This window comes from Leclercia adecarboxylata, assembly GCF_006171285.1.
In the GTDB taxonomy this organism is placed as follows: Bacteria; Pseudomonadota; Gammaproteobacteria; order Enterobacterales; family Enterobacteriaceae; genus Enterobacter; species Enterobacter barmai.
In genome coordinates, this window is the sequence record NZ_CP040889.1 from 1,219,303 (window position 1) to 1,238,207 (window position 18,905).

Sequence of the window (18,905 nt, forward strand, 5' to 3'; positions counted from 1 at the left end):
CCTGCGGAGGGGGATTTTTTTTACTTCAGCACGTAGCCGTATAAACGCTTGATCCCGTCCGCATCCTTCTCGCTGTATACCCCCTGCAGTTCCGGTGAAAAACCGGGCAGCAGATTGACGCCCTCTTCCAGCGCCAGGAAGTAACGCTGCACCGCGCCGCCCCAGAGTTCACCCGGCACCACGCACAGCACGCCCGGCGGGTATGGCAGCGCCCCTTCCGCTGCGATGCGCCCTTCGGCTTCGCTGATGCGTACCAGTTCGACGTTACCGCGAATAAAGGCCTGGTTGGCATCCTGCGGGTTCATCGCCACGGTGGGCAGGCTCTCTTTGCGGAACATTGCCTTCTGCAGATCTTTCACGTCAAAGCTGACATACAGATCGTGCATCTCCTGACAGAGCTGGCGCAGCGTATAGTCGCGGTAGCGCACCGGATATTTGTTCCAGATGGTCGGCAGAACATCCGCCAGCGGGGTATCGTCTTCGATGTGCTGCTCAAACTGGGCCAGCATCGCCACCAGCTGCGCCATTTTTTCGGCGCTCTCCGCCGGGGTCAGCAGGAAGAGAATGGAGTTGAGATCGCACTTCTCCGGGACAATGCCTTTCTCACGCAGGTAGTGCGCCAGAATGGTCGCCGGAATACCAAAATCGGTATATTCCCCGCTTTCAGCGTCGATGCCCGGCGTGGTCAGCAGCAGCTTGCAGGGATCGACAAAATACTGTTGCTCGGCATAGCCCTCAAAGCCGTGCCATTTCGCCCCCGGTTCAAAGCTGAAGAAGCGCAGCTCGCTGGCAATTGCGTGGGTTGGGTGATCCTGCCACGGACGTCCGGCCACGACCGGCGGGATAAACGGCTTAATCATCTTACAGTTGGCGATAATCGCCTTGCGCGCTTCAATGCCCAGCTCAACGCACTCTGCCCACAGCCGACGCCCGCTCTCCCCTTCGTGGATCTTGGCGTTCACGTCGAGGGCCGCAAACAGCGGGTAGAACGGGCTTGTAGAGGCGTGCATCATGAAGGCGTTGTTGAGCCGCTTATGCGGGCAGAAACGCGCCTGGCCGCGGATATGGTTATCCTTTTTATGGATCTGCGAAGTCTGGGAGAACCCGGCCTGCTGTTTGTGCACCGACTGGGTGACAAAGATCCCCGGATCGTTGGCGTTCAGCTCCAGCAGCAGCGGCGAACTGTCCGCCATCATCGGGATAAACTGCTCGTAACCCACCCACGCGGAGTCAAACAGGATGTAGTCGCAGAGCTGGCCAATCTTGTCGATCACCTGGCGGGCGTTATAGATGGTGCCGTCATAGGTGCCGAGCTGGATCACCGCCAGGCGGAACGGACGCGCTTCACGGGCTTTTTCCGGAGCGACTTCACGGACCAGCTCCCGCAGGTAGGCCTCGTCAAAACAGCAGTCATCAATGCCGCCAATAAAGCCAAACGGGTTGCGGGCTGCTTCGAGATAAACCGGCGTGGCACCGGCCTGGATCAGAGCGCCATGATGGTTGGACTTATGGTTGTTGCGGTCGAACAGCACCAGATCGCCACGGGTCAGCAGCGCATTGGTCACCACCTTGTTGGCGGCCGAGGTGCCGTTGAGAACGAAGTAGGTTTTGTCGGCGTTAAACACTTTCGCCGCGAACTTTTGCGCATGTTTGGCGGAACCTTCGTGGATCAGCAGATCGCCAAGCTTCACGTCGGCGTTGCACATATCGGCACGAAAGACGTTCTCACCGAAGAAATCGAAAAACTGACGCCCTGCAGGGTGCTTCTTAAAGAACGCGCCGTGCTGGTGCCCCGGACAGGCAAAGGTGCTGTTGTCCATCGCCACGTACTGAGTGAGGGTGTCGAAAAACGGCGGCAACAGGTTCTCTTCGTAGCGACAGGCGGCGGCTTCCAGCTCTAACCACTCCTGCGCTTTGCCGTCGATCACCGCATCGACACCCGCAGGGGCTTCTACAGGCTCTGTTGAGAACATATAGACAGGCAGATGGAAACCGGTGCGTTTCAGTAACGCGAGGATGCCGCTGTGACTGTCAGCGACGGTAATGACGACTGCCGCCACATCCGTAAAATCTGTGTTATCCAGCGTCACCACTTCCCGGTGCGTGGATAAGGCGGACGCCAGCTCGCGGCTGACGGCAATTTTCATTGATTTCATAAGCGCAAATACCCGTGCAAGGCGAGAAAAAGCCCCGGACAGGGAGTCCCCCTGCCCAACGAATGTGTCTGACCGGAGTTCAGCTCCGACCGCCAGACATCAGTAAAAACAGAACGCGTCTGGTTTTACTGTTGTCCTGCAGTGAGCCTGCGTTACCCTCACCGCATGGTGAGCGTAGAATAAGATGTGTCGATACGGCCAGCCATTCGCACAGCGAGAGAAGATCTGTTCATGGGCGGCCCCGTATCTGAGAGAAGAAAATTCGCGCAATAATGTCACCTTTCATAAGGTGGTGCAAGAAGGAATCTTTATGCAAAATACGTCATTACATTTGGCGATTACTCACTGAAAAGAGTAATAATAATGCAATATCAATGAGTAAATAACAGGAGTTCGCAGTGGTTATTGGACCATTTATTAACGCAGGTGCGGTGCTGCTGGGCGGCGTGCTGGGCGCCGTGCTGAGCCAGCGATTACCGGAGCGTATTCGCTCCTCCATGCCCTCGATCTTCGGCCTGGCCTCACTAGGTATTGGTATTCTGCTGGTCATCAAGTGCGCCAACCTGCCGGTAATGGTGCTGGCAACGCTGATTGGCGAGTTTTGCTATCTGGAGAAGGGTATTAATGGTGCCGTCAGCAGAGCGAAAAATCTGCTCTCGCGGGGTAAACAGAAAGGCGGCGGTCACGACGCGTTTATCCAGAACTATGTGGCCATCATTATTCTGTTCTGCGCCAGCGGTACGGGAATTTTTGGTTCGATGCAGGAAGGAATGATCGGAGATCCGAGCATACTGATCGCGAAAGCCTTTCTCGATTTCTTTACCGCCACCATCTTTACGACCACACTCGGTATTGCCGTCGCCGCCATCTGCGTGCCGATGCTGCTTATCCAGCTCGCCCTGGCAACCTGCGCCACGCTGATACTGCCGCTGACAACCCCGGCAATGATGGCTGACTTCACCGCCGTCGGTGGCCTGCTGCTGCTGGCGACGGGTTTGAGGATCTGTGGGATCAAGATGTTTGCGGTGGTGAATATGCTGCCTGCGCTGGTGATCGCCATGCCGCTCTCTGCCCTGTGGACTGCGTTTTTTGCCTGATATTGCAGCGAAATGGCGACAGAGTGTGCGGTCAGTAGCGAAATTAACAAATATCGTTGACGGCAGAGGGTAGATCGGGTTTAATGCGCCCCGTTGCCCGGATAGCTCAGTCGGTAGAGCAGGGGATTGAAAATCCCCGTGTCCTTGGTTCGATTCCGAGTCCGGGCACCACTATTTAAAGAACCCGCCCAAAAGGCGGGTTTTTGCTTTTGCAGAACCGAACTTTCATCGCTCTCTATTAACTCTTCTTTAATGGCCCTAAATTTGCGACCCATACGCGTTGCGAAGGTTTTAACTTCTGCAACGCAGTCCTGCGTCTATCTGGCTTCTTATGGCCGTCCAGACACTATATAGTCAATGATTAAGAGCGCCCTTCGCTAACAAACGGCGTTACGCCTTTTTCGCGCTGTAGACTTCTTCCCCAGAGAAGGTCGGTTCAGCCCAGAAGTTGATATTGAACTGGGCGTCATCCGTCATCTCAATACGGTGCCAGTACTGCGGTGGGCTGGTCGCGAAGTTACCTGCGTTAATCACAACCTTCACTTCTGGTTCTGTTGCTTCTGCGTTCGCAAAGCCGTAATAGGTTACGGTCCCTTCCATCACACAAAGCTGCCCAAAGATGCCAGCTGCGGTATTGTGATGGCTCAGAAGCGCTGCAGGAACGTTATCTTTAGTGAAGAAGGGAGTTGAACGTTTGATTGTCCAGTTTTTGGGGATTCTTTGATGGCTCATAATGACCTCCGATTTAAAACATGTATTTAAATTACATGTTTATGATAAGCCTGTAAAGGCCATTTGATAATAACTCTCATTTCTATTATTAATGGAGGATATATAACAGAGAATTGTTTTTTGTAGGCCCGGTAAGCGCAGCGCCACCGGGCAGGACGGGCACAAACGCAAAAAGCCCGTCCTTGCGGACGGGCTCTTGGCTTGTTTGATGCCTGGCAGTTCCCTACTCTCGCATGGGGAGACCCCACACTACCATCGGCGCTACGGCGTTTCACTTCTGAGTTCGGCATGGGGTCAGGTGGGACCACCGCGCTACAGCCGCCAGGCAAATTCTGTAATCTGTATCAGCTGAAAATCATCTCAAATCCACCGAAACAGCTTCGGCGTTGTAAGGTTAAGCCTCACGGTTCATTAGTACCGGTTAGCTCAACGCATCGCTGCGCTTACACACCCGGCCTATCAACGTCGTCGTCTTCAACGTTCCTTCAGGACCCTTGAAGGGTCAGGGAGAACTCATCTCGGGGCAAGTTTCGTGCTTAGATGCTTTCAGCACTTATCTCTTCCGCATTTAGCTACCGGGCAGTGCCATTGGCATGACAACCCGAACACCAGTGATGCGTCCACTCCGGTCCTCTCGTACTAGGAGCAGCCCCCCTCAATTCTCCAGCGCCCACGGCAGATAGGGACCGAACTGTCTCACGACGTTCTAAACCCAGCTCGCGTACCACTTTAAATGGCGAACAGCCATACCCTTGGGACCTACTTCAGCCCCGGATGTGATGAGCCGACATCGAGGTGCCAAACACCGCCGTCGATATGAACTCTTGGGCGGTATCAGCCTGTTATCCCCGGAGTACCTTTTATCCGTTGAGCGATGGCCCTTCCATACAGAACCACCGGATCACTATGACCTGCTTTCGCACCTGCTCGAGCCGTCACTCTCGCAGTCAAGCTAGCTTATGCCATTGCACTAACCTCCTGATGTCCGACCAGGATTAGCTAACCTTCGTGCTCCTCCGTTACTCTTTAGGAGGAGACCGCCCCAGTCAAACTACCCACCAGACACTGTCCGCAACCCGGATTACGGGTCCACGTTAGAACACCAGCCATTAAAGGGTGGTATTTCAAGGATGGCTCCACGCAGACTGGCGTCCACGCTTCAAAGCCTCCCACCTATCCTACACATCAAGGACCAGTGTTCAGTGTCAAGCTATAGTAAAGGTTCACGGGGTCTTTCCGTCTTGCCGCGGGTACACTGCATCTTCACAGCGATTTCAATTTCACTGAGTCTCGGGTGGAGACAGCCTGGCCATCATTACGCCATTCGTGCAGGTCGGAACTTACCCGACAAGGAATTTCGCTACCTTAGGACCGTTATAGTTACGGCCGCCGTTTACCGGGGCTTCGATCAAGAGCTTCTCCTTACGGATAACCCCATCAATTAACCTTCCGGCACCGGGCAGGCGTCACACCGTATACGTCCACTTTCGTGTTTGCACAGTGCTGTGTTTTTAATAAACAGTTGCAGCCAGCTGGTATCTTCGACTGATTTCAGCTCCACCCGCAGGGGCTTCACCTACATATCAGCGTGCCTTCTCCCGAAGTTACGGCACCATTTTGCCTAGTTCCTTCACCCGAGTTCTCTCAAGCGCCTTGGTATTCTCTACCTGACCACCTGTGTCGGTTTGGGGTACGATTTGATGTTACCTGATGCTTAGAGGCTTTTCCTGGAAGCAGGGCATTTGTTGCTTCAGCACCGTAGTGCCTCGTCATCACACCTCAGCGTTAATAAGGTACCGGATTTACCCGAACCTCCGCCTACATGCTTAAACCGGGACAACCGTCGCCCGGCCAACATAGCCTTCTCCGTCCCCCCTTCGCAGTAACACCGAGTACAGGAATATTAACCTGTTTCCCATCGACTACGCCTTTCGGCCTCGCCTTAGGGGTCGACTCACCCTGCCCCGATTAACGTTGGACAGGAACCCTTGGTCTTCCGGCGAGCGGGCTTTTCACCCGCTTTATCGTTACTTATGTCAGCATTCGCACTTCTGATACCTCCAGCATGCCTCACAGCACACCTTCAACGGCTTACAGAACGCTCCCCTACCCAACAACACATAGTGTCGCTGCCGCAGCTTCGGTGCATGGTTTAGCCCCGTTACATCTTCCGCGCAGGCCGACTCGACCAGTGAGCTATTACGCTTTCTTTAAATGATGGCTGCTTCTAAGCCAACATCCTGGCTGTCTGTGCCTTCCCACATCGTTTCCCACTTAACCATGACTTTGGGACCTTAGCTGGCGGTCTGGGTTGTTTCCCTCTTCACGACGGACGTTAGCACCCGCCGTGTGTCTCCCGTGATAACATTCTCCGGTATTCGCAGTTTGCATCGGGTTGGTAAGCCGGGATGGCCCCCTAGCCGAAACAGTGCTCTACCCCCGGAGATGAATTCACGAGGCGCTACCTAAATAGCTTTCGGGGAGAACCAGCTATCTCCCGGTTTGATTGGCCTTTCACCCCCAGCCACAAGTCATCCGCTAATTTTTCAACATTAGTCGGTTCGGTCCTCCAGTTAGTGTTACCCAACCTTCAACCTGCCCATGGCTAGATCACCGGGTTTCGGGTCTATACCCTGCAACTTAACGCCCAGTTAAGACTCGGTTTCCCTGCGGCTCCCCTATACGGTTAACCTTGCTACAGAATATAAGTCGCTGACCCATTATACAAAAGGTACGCAGTCACACCACAAGGGTGCTCCCACTGCTTGTACGTACACGGTTTCAGGTTCTTTTTCACTCCCCTCGCCGGGGTTCTTTTCGCCTTTCCCTCACGGTACTGGTTCACTATCGGTCAGTCAGGAGTATTTAGCCTTGGAGGATGGTCCCCCCATATTCAGACAGGATACCACGTGTCCCGCCCTACTCTTCGAGTTCACAGCATGTGTGCTTTCATGTACGGGACTATCACCCTGTACCGTCGGACTTTCCAGACCGTTCCACTAACACACAAGCTGATTCAGACTCCGGGCTGCTCCCCGTTCGCTCGCCGCTACTGGGGGAATCTCGGTTGATTTCTTTTCCTCTGGGTACTTAGATGTTTCAGTTCCCCCGGTTCGCCTCGTTAACCTATGTATTCAGTTAACGATAGTGTGTCGGAACACACTGGGTTTCCCCATTCGGACATCGCCGGGTCAAAGGTTCATATCACCTCGCCGGCGCTTTTCGCAGATTAGCACGTCCTTCATCGCCTCTGACTGCCAGGGCATCCACCGTGTACGCTTAGTCGCTTAACCTCACAACCCGAAGCTGTTTCACTTCGCGTTGTGAAAATTTGAGAGACTCGAACACACTTACCATCTGTTCCTGTTACGGAGAACAGACACAGTGTGTCGTTTCAATTTTCAGCTTGATCCAGATTTTTAAAGAGCAAAACTTCTTAATGCACTCAAAAGTACATTCAGAAGTTCATCATTCATCAGACAATCTGTGTGGACACTACAAAGGCAGGTTCTTTAAGGTAAGGAGGTGATCCAACCGCAGGTTCCCCTACGGTTACCTTGTTACGACTTCACCCCAGTCATGAATCACAAAGTGGTAAGCGCCCTCCCGAAGGTTAAGCTACCTACTTCTTTTGCAACCCACTCCCATGGTGTGACGGGCGGTGTGTACAAGGCCCGGGAACGTATTCACCGTAGCATTCTGATCTACGATTACTAGCGATTCCGACTTCATGGAGTCGAGTTGCAGACTCCAATCCGGACTACGACGCACTTTATGAGGTCCGCTTGCTCTCGCGAGGTCGCTTCTCTTTGTATGCGCCATTGTAGCACGTGTGTAGCCCTACTCGTAAGGGCCATGATGACTTGACGTCATCCCCACCTTCCTCCAGTTTATCACTGGCAGTCTCCTTTGAGTTCCCGGCCTAACCGCTGGCAACAAAGGATAAGGGTTGCGCTCGTTGCGGGACTTAACCCAACATTTCACAACACGAGCTGACGACAGCCATGCAGCACCTGTCTCAGAGTTCCCGAAGGCACCAATCCATCTCTGGAAAGTTCTCTGGATGTCAAGAGTAGGTAAGGTTCTTCGCGTTGCATCGAATTAAACCACATGCTCCACCGCTTGTGCGGGCCCCCGTCAATTCATTTGAGTTTTAACCTTGCGGCCGTACTCCCCAGGCGGTCGACTTAACGCGTTAGCTCCGGAAGCCACGCCTCAAGGGCACAACCTCCAAGTCGACATCGTTTACGGCGTGGACTACCGGTATCTAATCCTGTTTGCTCCCCACGCTTTCGCACCTGAGCGTCAGTCTTTGTCCAGGGGGCCGCCTTCGCCACCGGTATTCCTCCAGATCTCTACGCATTTCACCGCTACACCTGGAATTCTACCCCCCTCTACAAGACTCTAGCCTGCCAGTTTCGAATGCAGTTCCCAGGTTGAGCCCGGGGATTTCACATCCGACTTGACAGACCGCCTGCGTGCGCTTTACGCCCAGTAATTCCGATTAACGCTTGCACCCTCCGTATTACCGCGGCTGCTGGCACGGAGTTAGCCGGTGCTTCTTCTGCGAGTAACGTCAATTGCTGAGGTTATTAACCTCAACACCTTCCTCCTCGCTGAAAGTACTTTACAACCCGAAGGCCTTCTTCATACACGCGGCATGGCTGCATCAGGCTTGCGCCCATTGTGCAATATTCCCCACTGCTGCCTCCCGTAGGAGTCTGGACCGTGTCTCAGTTCCAGTGTGGCTGGTCATCCTCTCAGACCAGCTAGGGATCGTCGCCTAGGTGAGCCGTTACCCCACCTACTAGCTAATCCCATCTGGGCACATCTGATGGCAAGAGGCCCGAAGGTCCCCCTCTTTGGTCTTGCGACGTTATGCGGTATTAGCTACCGTTTCCAGTAGTTATCCCCCTCCATCAGGCAGTTTCCCAGACATTACTCACCCGTCCGCCACTCGTCACCCGAGAGCAAGCTCTCTGTGCTACCGTTCGACTTGCATGTGTTAGGCCTGCCGCCAGCGTTCAATCTGAGCCATGATCAAACTCTTCAATTTAAGTTTGATGCTCGTGAATTAAACTTCGTAATGAATTACGTATGTTCACTCAGAGACTTGGTATTCATTTATTGTCCGAAGACATTAAGAATCCATGTCACTTTGAGTGCCCACACAGATTGTCTGATAAATTGTTAAAGAGCAGTGCAACGCGGCTTTCGCTCACCGTTGCGAGGTGGCGTATATTACGCTTTCCTCTTTCAGAGTCAAGCGATTATTTCACGCTTTTCTCTTCAACCGGCCCGGCTGTTAGTGTGAAGTGATTCACATCCGCCGTGTCGATGGAGGCGCATTATAGGGAGTTCTCTTCAGGCCGCAACCCTTAAATGACAGAAAAATGACTGACTGCTGAATTCCCCAGCAAAACCCCGCCTTATACCTGATTACACACAGACTTATCCACAATCACCGTGATATTAGCCGCTGCGCAGGCGGTGAGACGGGGTTCTGAATCATTCGGAGGCTTGCTCTTTTCCTACCAGAACTATGGTCAGCATAAAGGACAACACCAGTGATATCGCCACGCCTGCCAGGGCGAAGACAAAGTACGGGCCTATATAAGCAGGCAAGCTGAAGATGCTCGACAAGATATAGCCATAAAGACGCACGCCGAAGAAGGCGATGAAGGCAGACGCGAGGGAGCTGGCTACCGTCGCCGCAATGAACGCTTTTTTGTAGCGCGTCAGTACCCCAAAGAGTGCCGGCTCGGTAATGCCCAGCAGCGCAGAGATGGCCGCCGACAGCGTGACGGTCTTCTCCTGACGATTACGGCTCAGGCGCCAGATAGCAAACGTCGCCCCCGCAATCGCCATATTGGCCATAAACATCATCGGCATCAGCATGTCGTAGCCACGGTCGCTGAAGTTCTGCAGGGCGATGGGCGTCATCGCGTGGTGCATCCCGGTCAGGATCGCCACTGGACGGATGGCCCCAACAATGAACCCGGCAAAACTGGCCGACACACCAAACAGCCCTTCTATAAAGAAGGCGAGTCCTTTACCCAGCCAGATGCCGATGGGGCCGATCACCACCAGCGCCGCCAGCGCACCTATAAAGAGGGTGAGCGTGGGCGTAAATACGGTTTTGAGCACATCCGGCATAATGCTGTCGACCCAGCGATGGATATAGCTCAGTGCCAGCACCGAGAAAATCACCGGAATCACGCTCGAAGCATAGTTAAAGACGGATACCGGGATCGCATTCATTAACCAGAGGGCACTCACCGCACCTTCCTGATGTGTCGCCAGCGCTTTCGCCGCTTCTATTAAGGAGGGATACATCAGACAGGCAGCAACCGCTGCGGCGAGATACTCATTCGTTTTAAAAATCTTAGCCGCCGACACCGCAAGAAAGAACGGCAGGAAATAAAAGACGCCGCTGGCGATAAGGTCTATCACCATAACGGTATCGCTTTTTGCCGACACCACCTTAAGCGCGATGAGCCCAGCCAGCAGGCCCTTGATCATCCCAGCCCCGGCAATGGCCGGTACAATCGGACCAAATACGCCCGATACGGTATCCATAAAGAGAGAGACCAGGCTTTTACGCCCCTTTTTTGCCGTTGGTGCATTACTGGCATCCTGACCTAGCACGCTGAGCATTTGCTCGTACCAGCTGTTAACCTTGGGACCGATAATCACCTGAAACTGATCGCTCTGGAGTTGTGCCCCCAGCACACCGGGCACATTTTTGATCGCGTTTTGATCCACTTTATTATCGTCGATTAAATCAAACCGCAGCCGCGTCATGCAGTGCCAGACCTTATTAATATTCCCCTGCCCGCCAACCAGACGAATAATATTATTGATGGCTTCTTGCGTCCCCATAAAGACTCCTGCCTTTATTGTTGTCGTTTTATTGATGCAGTGAGCATAAATAAACCACAACAACAAAACAAACCAATAAAATTTGAAGTCGCTCACAATCAGCCTGCATAAGAGAAAAAAACTGTAGATAACGCAAAATTGGTACGGTTTTTAATTAAAATAAAACCAAATAACTGACCAAAATAAATAATAAAAAAAACCATTTACCCGCCAACATTTTTGGGGTGATGATATTCCCATTCTGTATTTCCACAGCGCAGCAAAGGAGTTTCTCGTGACGCCTGTGATTATCAAAAATATCGAGTGTTTTATTACCCGCCCGGACCGACATAACCTGGTAACCGTGCGCGTCACAACGGAGCAAGGGCCTGTCGGACACGGCTGTGCCACCTTCCAGCAGCGCCCTCTGGCAGTTAAAACACTTGTTGATGAGTACCTTAAACCGCTGCTGATCGGCCGGGATGCTAACAACATCGAAGATCTATGGCAGATGATGAACGTCAACGCCTACTGGCGTAACGGTCCGGTGATGAATAATGCTATCTCCGGCGTAGATATGGCCCTGTGGGATATCAAAGGAAAACTGGCTGGTATGCCGCTGTATCAGCTGCTGGGCGGGAAATCCCGTGATGCGATCCCCGCTTACAGCCACGCCAGCGGCGAGACGCTGGAAGAGCTGTTTGCCTCGGTCGATAAACTGGTGGCGCAGGGTTATCGACATATCCGCTGCCAGCTCGGTTTTTACGGCGGCACGCCGTCGGCCCTGCACGCCCCGGAAAATCCAACGGCAGGTGCGTGGTTCGATCAGCATGAATATATGAGCAATACCGTGGAGATGTTCCGCGCCCTGCGCGAGAAATATGGCTGGAAGCTCCAGCTCTTACACGATGTGCACGAGCGCCTGTTCCCCCAGCAGGCGGTGCTGCTGGCCAAACAGCTGGAGCCTTATCAGCCCTATTTTATCGAAGATATTTTGCCGCCCCAGCAGAGCGCCTGGCTGGAACAGGTTCGTCAGCAAAGCTGCGTCCCGCTGGCGATGGGGGAGTTATTCAATAATCCGGCGGAGTGGCACGACTTGATCGTAAATCGTCGTATCGACTTTATTCGCTGTCATGTTTCACAGATCGGCGGTATTACCCCCGCGCTTAAGCTGGCGCATTTATGCCAGGCCTTTGGCGTGCGCCTTGCCTGGCATGGCCCCGGCGATATGACCCCGATCGGCGTGGCGGTAAATACGCACCTGAATATTCATCTGCACAATGCCGCCATTCAGGAGTTTATCCCCCGCTCAGCCACGACCGACAGCGTGTTTCCCGGCGCGCCTGAGGTGAAGGACGGGTTTGTCTACCCGCCGGCCGCACCAGGCATCGGCACCGGCTTTAATGAAGAGCAGGCCCTGGCGTATCCGGTGGTTTATCGCCCGCACGAGTGGACGCAAAGCCGCCTGCCGGACGGCACCATTCATACGCCCTGATTTTGCCGCCAGGTTAAATTATCGCGATTCCAGGGGCTGACGTAAGTGCAGGTGTAGTTGATATCAATGATGTCGCTCACCTCAAATACCCGGCCCCCCTCCAGTATTCCCCGGTTATTGATATGCATTGCCGGCCCGCCTTTTTTGCAGCCCAGCAGCACCGCCTGTTCACGGCTGACGCTGACCGCCCGGTAGGTGGTGAGCATATGGGAAATTACCAGCCCCTTACTTAATACGTACTGCTGAATAGAGCGCTCAATGACCTGTTGATTAAGATCGGGGAAATCGGCGGCGGGCATGCTGGATACCTCCAGCTGTACGGGCTGGTCATCGACATAGCGCAGACGACAAAAGTGCCAGATAAAACTCTCTTCATCGATACCGAAGATCTGCTGTACCGCGCGGTCGGGCCGCGTTTTATGCAGGCTGATCATCCGGTAGCGCATCTGGTCGAATCGCTTTTCCGTGATCGAGTTGTAGATCAGCGGGTTATTGCGGGCGTGCTCGTTGATCCAGATACCCGACCCCTGAACTATCCGCACCACGCCAATGCTCACCAGCTTCTCCAGCGCCTGGCGGATAGTGAAACGTGACACGCCATACTCTTCGGCAAGCTGCCTTTCAGGGGGAAGTTTGCGTGGCCCCGCCGTGGTGTCCTGATAGATTTTGCTCAGCAGATCCTGAGTCACAAACTCTTTCTTTTTCATTATTCGGTCCTGAAATCCTTCAACCGTCGCCGGGGTGCGTAAGGGTAACATTTTGCGATCGGTTTATTCAGCATCCCGGCAAACCTTGCGCCAGCAGTTGCGGCCAGACGTTAGCCCAGTCCGAGCCATGTGCCATCCCACCAATCGTTTCTACCCGTGTGCAATTCTCCCCCACCGCCTGCTGAAACCGCCTGGCAACGGCGGGCGGCACGGTAGTGTCATCCCCACCGCTGAAGTGGATCTGCGGCAGACTGCGAAGCGCCGGGGCACTTTCAATGGCGCTCTTAGCCGCGGGCATCGGAGTGACATGATGCAGGGCGTTCACATACGCAATGTCGAGATTCCCCGCCACCGTGCGCAGGGAGCGCACATCGCTCCGCCGTGCCGCCAGCAGCGCGGCAATATTTCCGCCCCCGGAGTAGCCAATCAGATCGATTTTCACCCCGGGATAACGCTGTACAGCCCGGTTAAGCGCCGCGTTCATGGCCTCGATAACCGCAGGTGAGAAGCGATCCTGAGTCCAGATATTGACGCTGCAACGGGCCGGCAGAGGTGCTCCGATAAACTGACAGGGCCGGGACAGATAAAGCACGCTGGCGTGTTTATCCGCTGCCGCCAGCTTCAGGCCGACGGGATTACGCGGCGTCGGGTTATCGGATGGCGTGGTGCGGTTTTTCCAGGCAAAGCCATCCCCCTCGATATAGACATGCAGCGTGTTAACCGGCGGCGCGATCCGATGCCAGCCGACAATCGGGTAGGGATCTGCGTCAAATTTTTCACTGGTAAGACCACCATGAGCGGCGATCTGCTGCGCGGCGGTGTTGGGATCTACGGAAATACACCCGCTCAATAATAAAGACAAACTAATCAATAAGGTTCCCTGCAAAAGGTGAGGATATATCCTCATGCCGCCACCAGCCTTAACTCAAATTATAAACACTACAAAAAATGTGGAATTAATTCAGCCTGAAATAATTAAGCATCCCTTATTGTTTTCGGCAACAAATTGTATATTCTGCGCCCGAAGATATCGGATTAATCCGAAGAAATCGCCCCAGCATTTTGCACAACATCGCAACTTATGACGGAATACCATGGAAAAGAAACGCCTTAGCCAGCTGATCTCCCTGCTGGTTGCCTCAAGCGCTGCGCAAGCCTTCGCAACGTCTCCCGAGTTAATTATCGACACGCCGACGAGTAATGTTCAGATCGCCGATTCAAAAGAGCTGGTGCACATCACGCAGGCGGGAAGCATTACAGGTACACCTACCACCGCATTAACCCTGAACGCGGACGTTACTGTAACCACACTTACCAATGACGGGATCATTAACGGTAGCGTTGATAACCTATTATTGGGAAACGACAATATTGTTCAGATTAATGGAACAGTAGGTACGCTTAACAATAACGGCACCATCTCCAGCCTGAGCCAGTACCAAAACGGCAGCGTCGTGGCGGTGGGTGCAACGGGCGTGGTTGATACCTTCACCAACAGCGGCACCCTTGAGAGCATGCCGGGCTCTTACAGCATCTTCGGGTTTAATAACACCGGGACGCTGAGCAATGCCGGGACTATCGGCACCCTGACCAATACCGCAGATGGCAAGATTGTGGGCTATCGCGGCATCAACAATCTGGGCACCATTGATAACCTGACCAACGCTGGCCTGATCTCTTCCGTGAACAATGAGAACGGCATGTACGTTGGGCAGAAAAGCGCCATTTTTAACAGCGGCACGATTGGCACGCTGCATAACACCGGAACCATTGAAGGCGGCACGACCGACTATTACGGCACCTCCGCTATCATTAACCAGGGCGTCATCAACACCCTCGTCAATGACGATAAAATCAACGGCAGCTCCTACGGCATTATCAACTCCGGCACCCTCGGCACCCTTGAAAATAACGGTACCATCACCGCCAATGACACCGCTGTGTACAACAACAGCAGCAACAGCAAGATTGGCACCATCGAGAATAATGGTGAAATCTCGGGTAACTGGAGCGGGATCTACATCTGGAATTACAGCAACCAGGGCAACACCGAGATCGTCAACAACGGTCAGCTAAGCGGTGGCGGCTATGCCCTGTTTGTAAACGGCAATAACAGCGACACGGTGACCCTCAATAATACCGGCACCGTGACCGGTGATATCTACTCCACCAGCGCGACGCCATTAACCATTAACGGCGGCGCCAACATGGGTACCCTGACCGGCCTCGACGGCGCGACGGGCACTATTACCGCCTCCAACGTGACATTCGGCAGCGGCGCCCTGCTGCTCAACGACAACATCAGTACCTTTAGCAGCATCCCCGAGTATGGTCTGATGTCAGTGCAGATGAGCGACGAAGTCGACGTGACGCCCGGCATCGTGCTGAACGAAGCCGCGTCCCTGCAGGTGAATAACAGCCTCAACATCCTGGGCGATTACCACCAGAAAGCGGCCGCCACGCTGATCTCCGGCATCTCTGATCTGGCCGTGGCTGGCGGCGATCTGCTTGCCGACGCGGGCTATGGTCGTCTGAACGTCAGCGGCAACGCCACTATCGACGCGGGCTCCAGCATCAACCTGCTGCGTACCGGCAACACCTATCAGTTCGCCGAAGGGCAGCGTTACGTGGTGATCAATGCCGCAGGTGCGCAGACCGACTATCACGCTGACCAGCTGAACTACAAAGCGCTCGGCTACCGTGGCACTGTTAACGGCACCGTCTATGAAGACGCCCAGAGCAAAGCGCTGGTGTTAACCCTGGGCGCAGAGCCGGTCACTCCCGATCCGGTAGAGCCGCAGCCTGAACCTCAGCCTGAGCCGACACCAGAAGTCACTCCGCCGGTGGTCACAGAGCCGGAAGTCACCCCGCCGGTGGTGACAACGCCAGTGCAGCCGACGCAGCCTGCGCCATCACAGCCAGCCCCTGCCCAGCCGGGCAAGCAGGGTTATGCCACTATCCCAAGCGCCACCGCTTCACTCGGCGGCCTGGCGAGCTATTCCGGTATCGCCTCTCCGGAGCTGCTGAACCTGTATAACGCCTCGCTGGCGATTGAAGGTAAAAAAGAGGCGAACCGCGTTGGCGAGCGTCTCTCTACCAGCCAGAACCTCAACACCAGTTCAGCGGCAACCGTTGCCACCTCTACTGCTCAGGCCGTAGTGGGTGCTCACATCGATGCCGTTCGTAACCCGCAAGCCTCCGGCGTCAGCGGGGTAGCAACCGGTGACGACTACGCGAATAACTGGATCGTCTGGGGACAGCCGTTCGGCGGCTATGCCCGTCAGGACAGCAGCGACGACGTGAGCGGTTACTCAGCGAAATTTGGCGGCCTGATCATCGGTGCCGACCGCGCGCTGGGCGACGACTGGCGTCTGGGTGCGGCGCTGAACTACAGCAACACCTCCGTGCACGGTAAAGACAACCTGAGCGGCAACAACTCCACCGCCGACAACTACGGGGTGATTGGTTACGCGGGCTACACCGGAAATCCGTGGTACCTGAACCTCTCCGCGGGCCTGAACCGTCAGAACTACAGCTCGGTTCGCCGGGCAGATTTCACCGGCTTCTCCGGCGCGGCCCACGGCAAGTTCAACGGTCAGTCCGTTACCCTGCAAGGTGAGTTTGGCTACCCGATCGCGCTGCCAGCCGACGTGGTCCTGACTCCGCTGGCGGGCCTGACCTACGGCTATCAGCATGTTGATGGCTACAGCGAAACCGGCGGCAACGGTATGGCGCTGGATGTGAGCAGCACCCACAGCCAGTCGGTCGTGAGCGATATCGGTGCCCGCATCGAGAAGACCTTCGCTACCGGTCTGGGTAACCTGACGCCGTTCGCCCAGGTCTCGTGGATCCACCAGTACGATAACCGTCAGGTCAGCAGCCATGCGACCTACGCCGCCGACGCCATCGGTGAAACCAGCTTTATCACCAAAGGTGCCTCACCGGTGGAAGATATGGCTGGCGTCGCCATCGGCAGCACGCTGTACGACGCCAACGACCTGAGCTTCGACGCACGTTACGATCTGCAGGCCGGCGACCGTTACCAGGCGCACACCTTCAGCCTGCGTTTACGCAAGTCGTTCTGATTGTTATAAACGATCAACGGGGCCCACAGCGGCCCCGTTTTTTTATGCCCGGCGTAAAATGTTGTGTTTTTCGCCGGGCAGATCGATAGTGTCTGTTTTACTAAACACTTAAATAACATGACACAATCCGCTCTCTCCTCTGCATTAAAGGTCGGCGCGCTGCTTCTGCTGCTGATCCTCATTTATACCGGCCTGTATACCCAGGACCGCATCACCTGGCTGATGGAAGTGACCCCCGTCATCATCATCGTGCCGCTGCTGCTGGCCACTCAACGCCGCTACCCGCTGACGCCCCTGCTCTACTTCCTGATTTTCTGGCACGCCATCATCCTGATGGTGGGCGGAATGTACACCTACGCCAAAGTGCCCGTGGGCTTTGCGGTGCAGGATATGTTCCACCTGAGCCGCAACCCGTACGACAAGCTGGGGCACTTTTTCCAGGGGCTGGTCCCGGCGCTGGCGGCACGGGAGATCCTGGTGCGCGGCGGCTACGTCAGGGGCCATAAGATGACGGGCTTTCTGGTGTGCTGCGTGGCGCTGGCGATCAGTGCCACCTACGAGCTAATCGAATGGTGGGCGGCGCTGGCGATGGGGCAAGGCGCGGATGATTTCCTCGGCACCCAGGGCGATCAGTGGGACACCCAGTCGGATATGTTCTGCGCCCTGCTCGGCGCGCTCACCACGGTGCTGCTGCTGGGAAGATGGCATCAGCGCCAGCTTACGCCTTCAGGCTGATCCCACTCTCTGCCAGCACGCCCATTTCGCAATACATGGCCCCGGCGGCGCTGACGATCGACATCGCCAGCGCTGCCCCGCTTCCCTCGCCGAGACGCAGATCCAGGTAGAGATAGGGGGTTAACCCGAGGTGTTCCAGCGCCCGCTGGGATCCTTTTTCCGCCGAGAAATGCGACGGAATGCAGTAGTTTTTCACCTCAGGCGCAATCTGGCAGGCGGCTATTGCCGCTGCATAGGAGAGAAAACCGTCCAGCACCACCGGCAGACCACAGGATCCGGCCCCGAGGATCACGCCGGTCATCCCCACCAGGTCGTAGCCGCCCACTTTCGCCAGCACGTCGATGCCATCGGCGGAGTTGGGCTGATTGACTTCAATGGCCTGACGCACCATCGCCTCTTTATGCGCCATCCGCTCCGCCGGCAGGTTCGCGCCGATACCCACGACCTCATGGGGATCGCAGCCGCACAGCACGCTGATAATGGCCGACGCGGGCGTGGTGTTGGCCATACCGAGCTCGCCGGTGCCAAATACCGCAATACCCTCTGCCGCACGCGTTTGCACCAGCTGTGCGCTACGCAGCAGCAGGTGCTCCGCCTCAGAGCGGCTCATCGCCGGGCCACGGGCGATGTTGCCGCTCTTGCGCCCCACCTTCAGGCTCAGCATCCCGTCGATGGGCTCGCAGTCGATGCCGATATCTACCGGCAGTACCGAGGCACCGTTACTTTTCGCCAGCACGCAGACCCCGGAGGTGCCTTTGAGCATGTTCAGCGCCTGCAGATGGGTGACCTGCTGCGGGCTGATAGCCACCCCCTCGTCGTAAACGCCATGATCGGCGCACATCACCACGATCTCTTTTTGCAGGTTGTCGAGCCGGGTTAACCCCGGCATCCCCGTCAGCTGGATCGCCAGCGTCTCGAGGCGGCCCAGGCTGTTGAGCGGCTTCACTAAACCATCGATATGCGCCGCTGCCAGCGCCTGCTTGTGCTGATCCAACGGCCGAATGGCGGCCACCAGGTCCTGTATTGTCTGCATGCTT

At 55.2% G+C, this 18,905-nt stretch carries 10 protein-coding genes, 1 tRNA gene and 3 rRNA genes; 5 read left to right on the forward strand and 9 right to left on the reverse strand.

Annotation, left to right across the window (positions count from 1 at the left end):
- Positions 1-20 precede the first annotated feature (20 nt).
- On the reverse strand, positions 21-2,156 hold the full coding sequence (locus FHN83_RS07565) for an ornithine decarboxylase (RefSeq protein WP_139563598.1): 2,136 nt from the start codon (positions 2,154-2,156) through the stop codon (positions 21-23).
- Between the two features lie 398 nt (positions 2,157-2,554).
- Here FHN83_RS07565 and FHN83_RS07570 point away from each other — a divergent pair, with 398 nt between their 5' ends.
- Both FHN83_RS07570 and FHN83_RS07575 read left to right on the forward strand, forming a co-directional pair.
- Positions 2,555-3,253 (forward strand): DUF554 domain-containing protein, encoded by a 699-nt coding sequence (locus tag FHN83_RS07570; protein WP_139563599.1) that lies wholly within the window; start codon positions 2,555-2,557, stop codon positions 3,251-3,253.
- A 95-nt stretch (positions 3,254-3,348) separates the two neighbouring features.
- Positions 3,349-3,424, forward strand: a tRNA-Phe gene (locus FHN83_RS07575).
- Between the two features lie 219 nt (positions 3,425-3,643).
- Here FHN83_RS07575 and FHN83_RS07580 read toward each other — a convergent pair.
- The 5 genes from FHN83_RS07580 to FHN83_RS07600 all read right to left on the reverse strand — a co-directional run bounded on the left by FHN83_RS07580 (position 3,644) and on the right by FHN83_RS07600 (position 10,867).
- Positions 3,644-3,985, reverse strand: a complete 342-nt coding sequence (locus tag FHN83_RS07580; protein WP_138370478.1) for a DUF1971 domain-containing protein — start codon at positions 3,983-3,985, stop codon at positions 3,644-3,646.
- 210 nt (positions 3,986-4,195) lie between these two features.
- Positions 4,196-4,311, reverse strand: a 5S ribosomal RNA gene (gene rrf / locus FHN83_RS07585).
- A 64-nt stretch (positions 4,312-4,375) separates the two neighbouring features.
- A 23S ribosomal RNA gene (locus tag FHN83_RS07590) occupies positions 4,376-7,278 on the reverse strand.
- A gap of 225 nt (positions 7,279-7,503) precedes the next feature.
- Positions 7,504-9,041: ribosomal RNA gene (locus tag FHN83_RS07595) — 16S ribosomal RNA — on the reverse strand.
- Together the 16S, 23S and 5S rRNA genes form the textbook arrangement of a ribosomal RNA operon.
- A gap of 452 nt (positions 9,042-9,493) precedes the next feature.
- A complete protein-coding gene (locus FHN83_RS07600) occupies positions 9,494-10,867 on the reverse strand; it encodes a PTS transporter subunit EIIC (RefSeq protein ID WP_139563600.1) in 1,374 nt (457 codons plus the stop codon).
- A gap of 274 nt (positions 10,868-11,141) precedes the next feature.
- On the opposite strand from FHN83_RS07600, the gene FHN83_RS07605 reads away from it, so the two are divergent.
- Complete coding sequence (locus FHN83_RS07605; protein WP_138370204.1) at positions 11,142-12,341, forward strand: enolase C-terminal domain-like protein; 1,200 nt, start codon at positions 11,142-11,144, stop codon at positions 12,339-12,341.
- On the opposite strand, the gene FHN83_RS07610 is transcribed toward FHN83_RS07605, so the two are convergent.
- Entirely contained in the window at positions 12,329-13,048 is a 720-nt protein-coding gene (locus FHN83_RS07610; protein WP_139563601.1) for a GntR family transcriptional regulator, read from the reverse strand. The genes FHN83_RS07605 and FHN83_RS07610 overlap by 13 nt on opposite strands.
- Positions 13,049-13,115: 67 nt before the next feature.
- Complete coding sequence (locus tag FHN83_RS07615; RefSeq protein WP_139563602.1) at positions 13,116-13,955, reverse strand: alpha/beta hydrolase; 840 nt, start codon at positions 13,953-13,955, stop codon at positions 13,116-13,118.
- A gap of 187 nt (positions 13,956-14,142) precedes the next feature.
- Here FHN83_RS07615 and FHN83_RS07620 point away from each other — a divergent pair, with 187 nt between their 5' ends.
- Positions 14,143-17,133: an autotransporter domain-containing protein gene (locus FHN83_RS07620; protein ID WP_139563603.1), complete on the forward strand. Its 2,991-nt coding sequence runs from the start codon at positions 14,143-14,145 to the stop codon at positions 17,131-17,133.
- A 117-nt stretch (positions 17,134-17,250) separates the two neighbouring features.
- A complete protein-coding gene (locus FHN83_RS07625; RefSeq protein WP_139563604.1) occupies positions 17,251-17,868 on the forward strand; it encodes a DUF2238 domain-containing protein in 618 nt (205 codons plus the stop codon).
- On the opposite strand, the gene cobT is transcribed toward FHN83_RS07625, so the two are convergent.
- Positions 17,852-18,901, reverse strand: coding sequence for a nicotinate-nucleotide--dimethylbenzimidazole phosphoribosyltransferase (gene cobT, locus FHN83_RS07630; RefSeq protein ID WP_139563605.1), 1,050 nt, complete (start codon positions 18,899-18,901; stop codon positions 17,852-17,854). The genes FHN83_RS07625 and cobT overlap by 17 nt on opposite strands.
- Positions 18,902-18,905 lie beyond the last annotated feature (4 nt).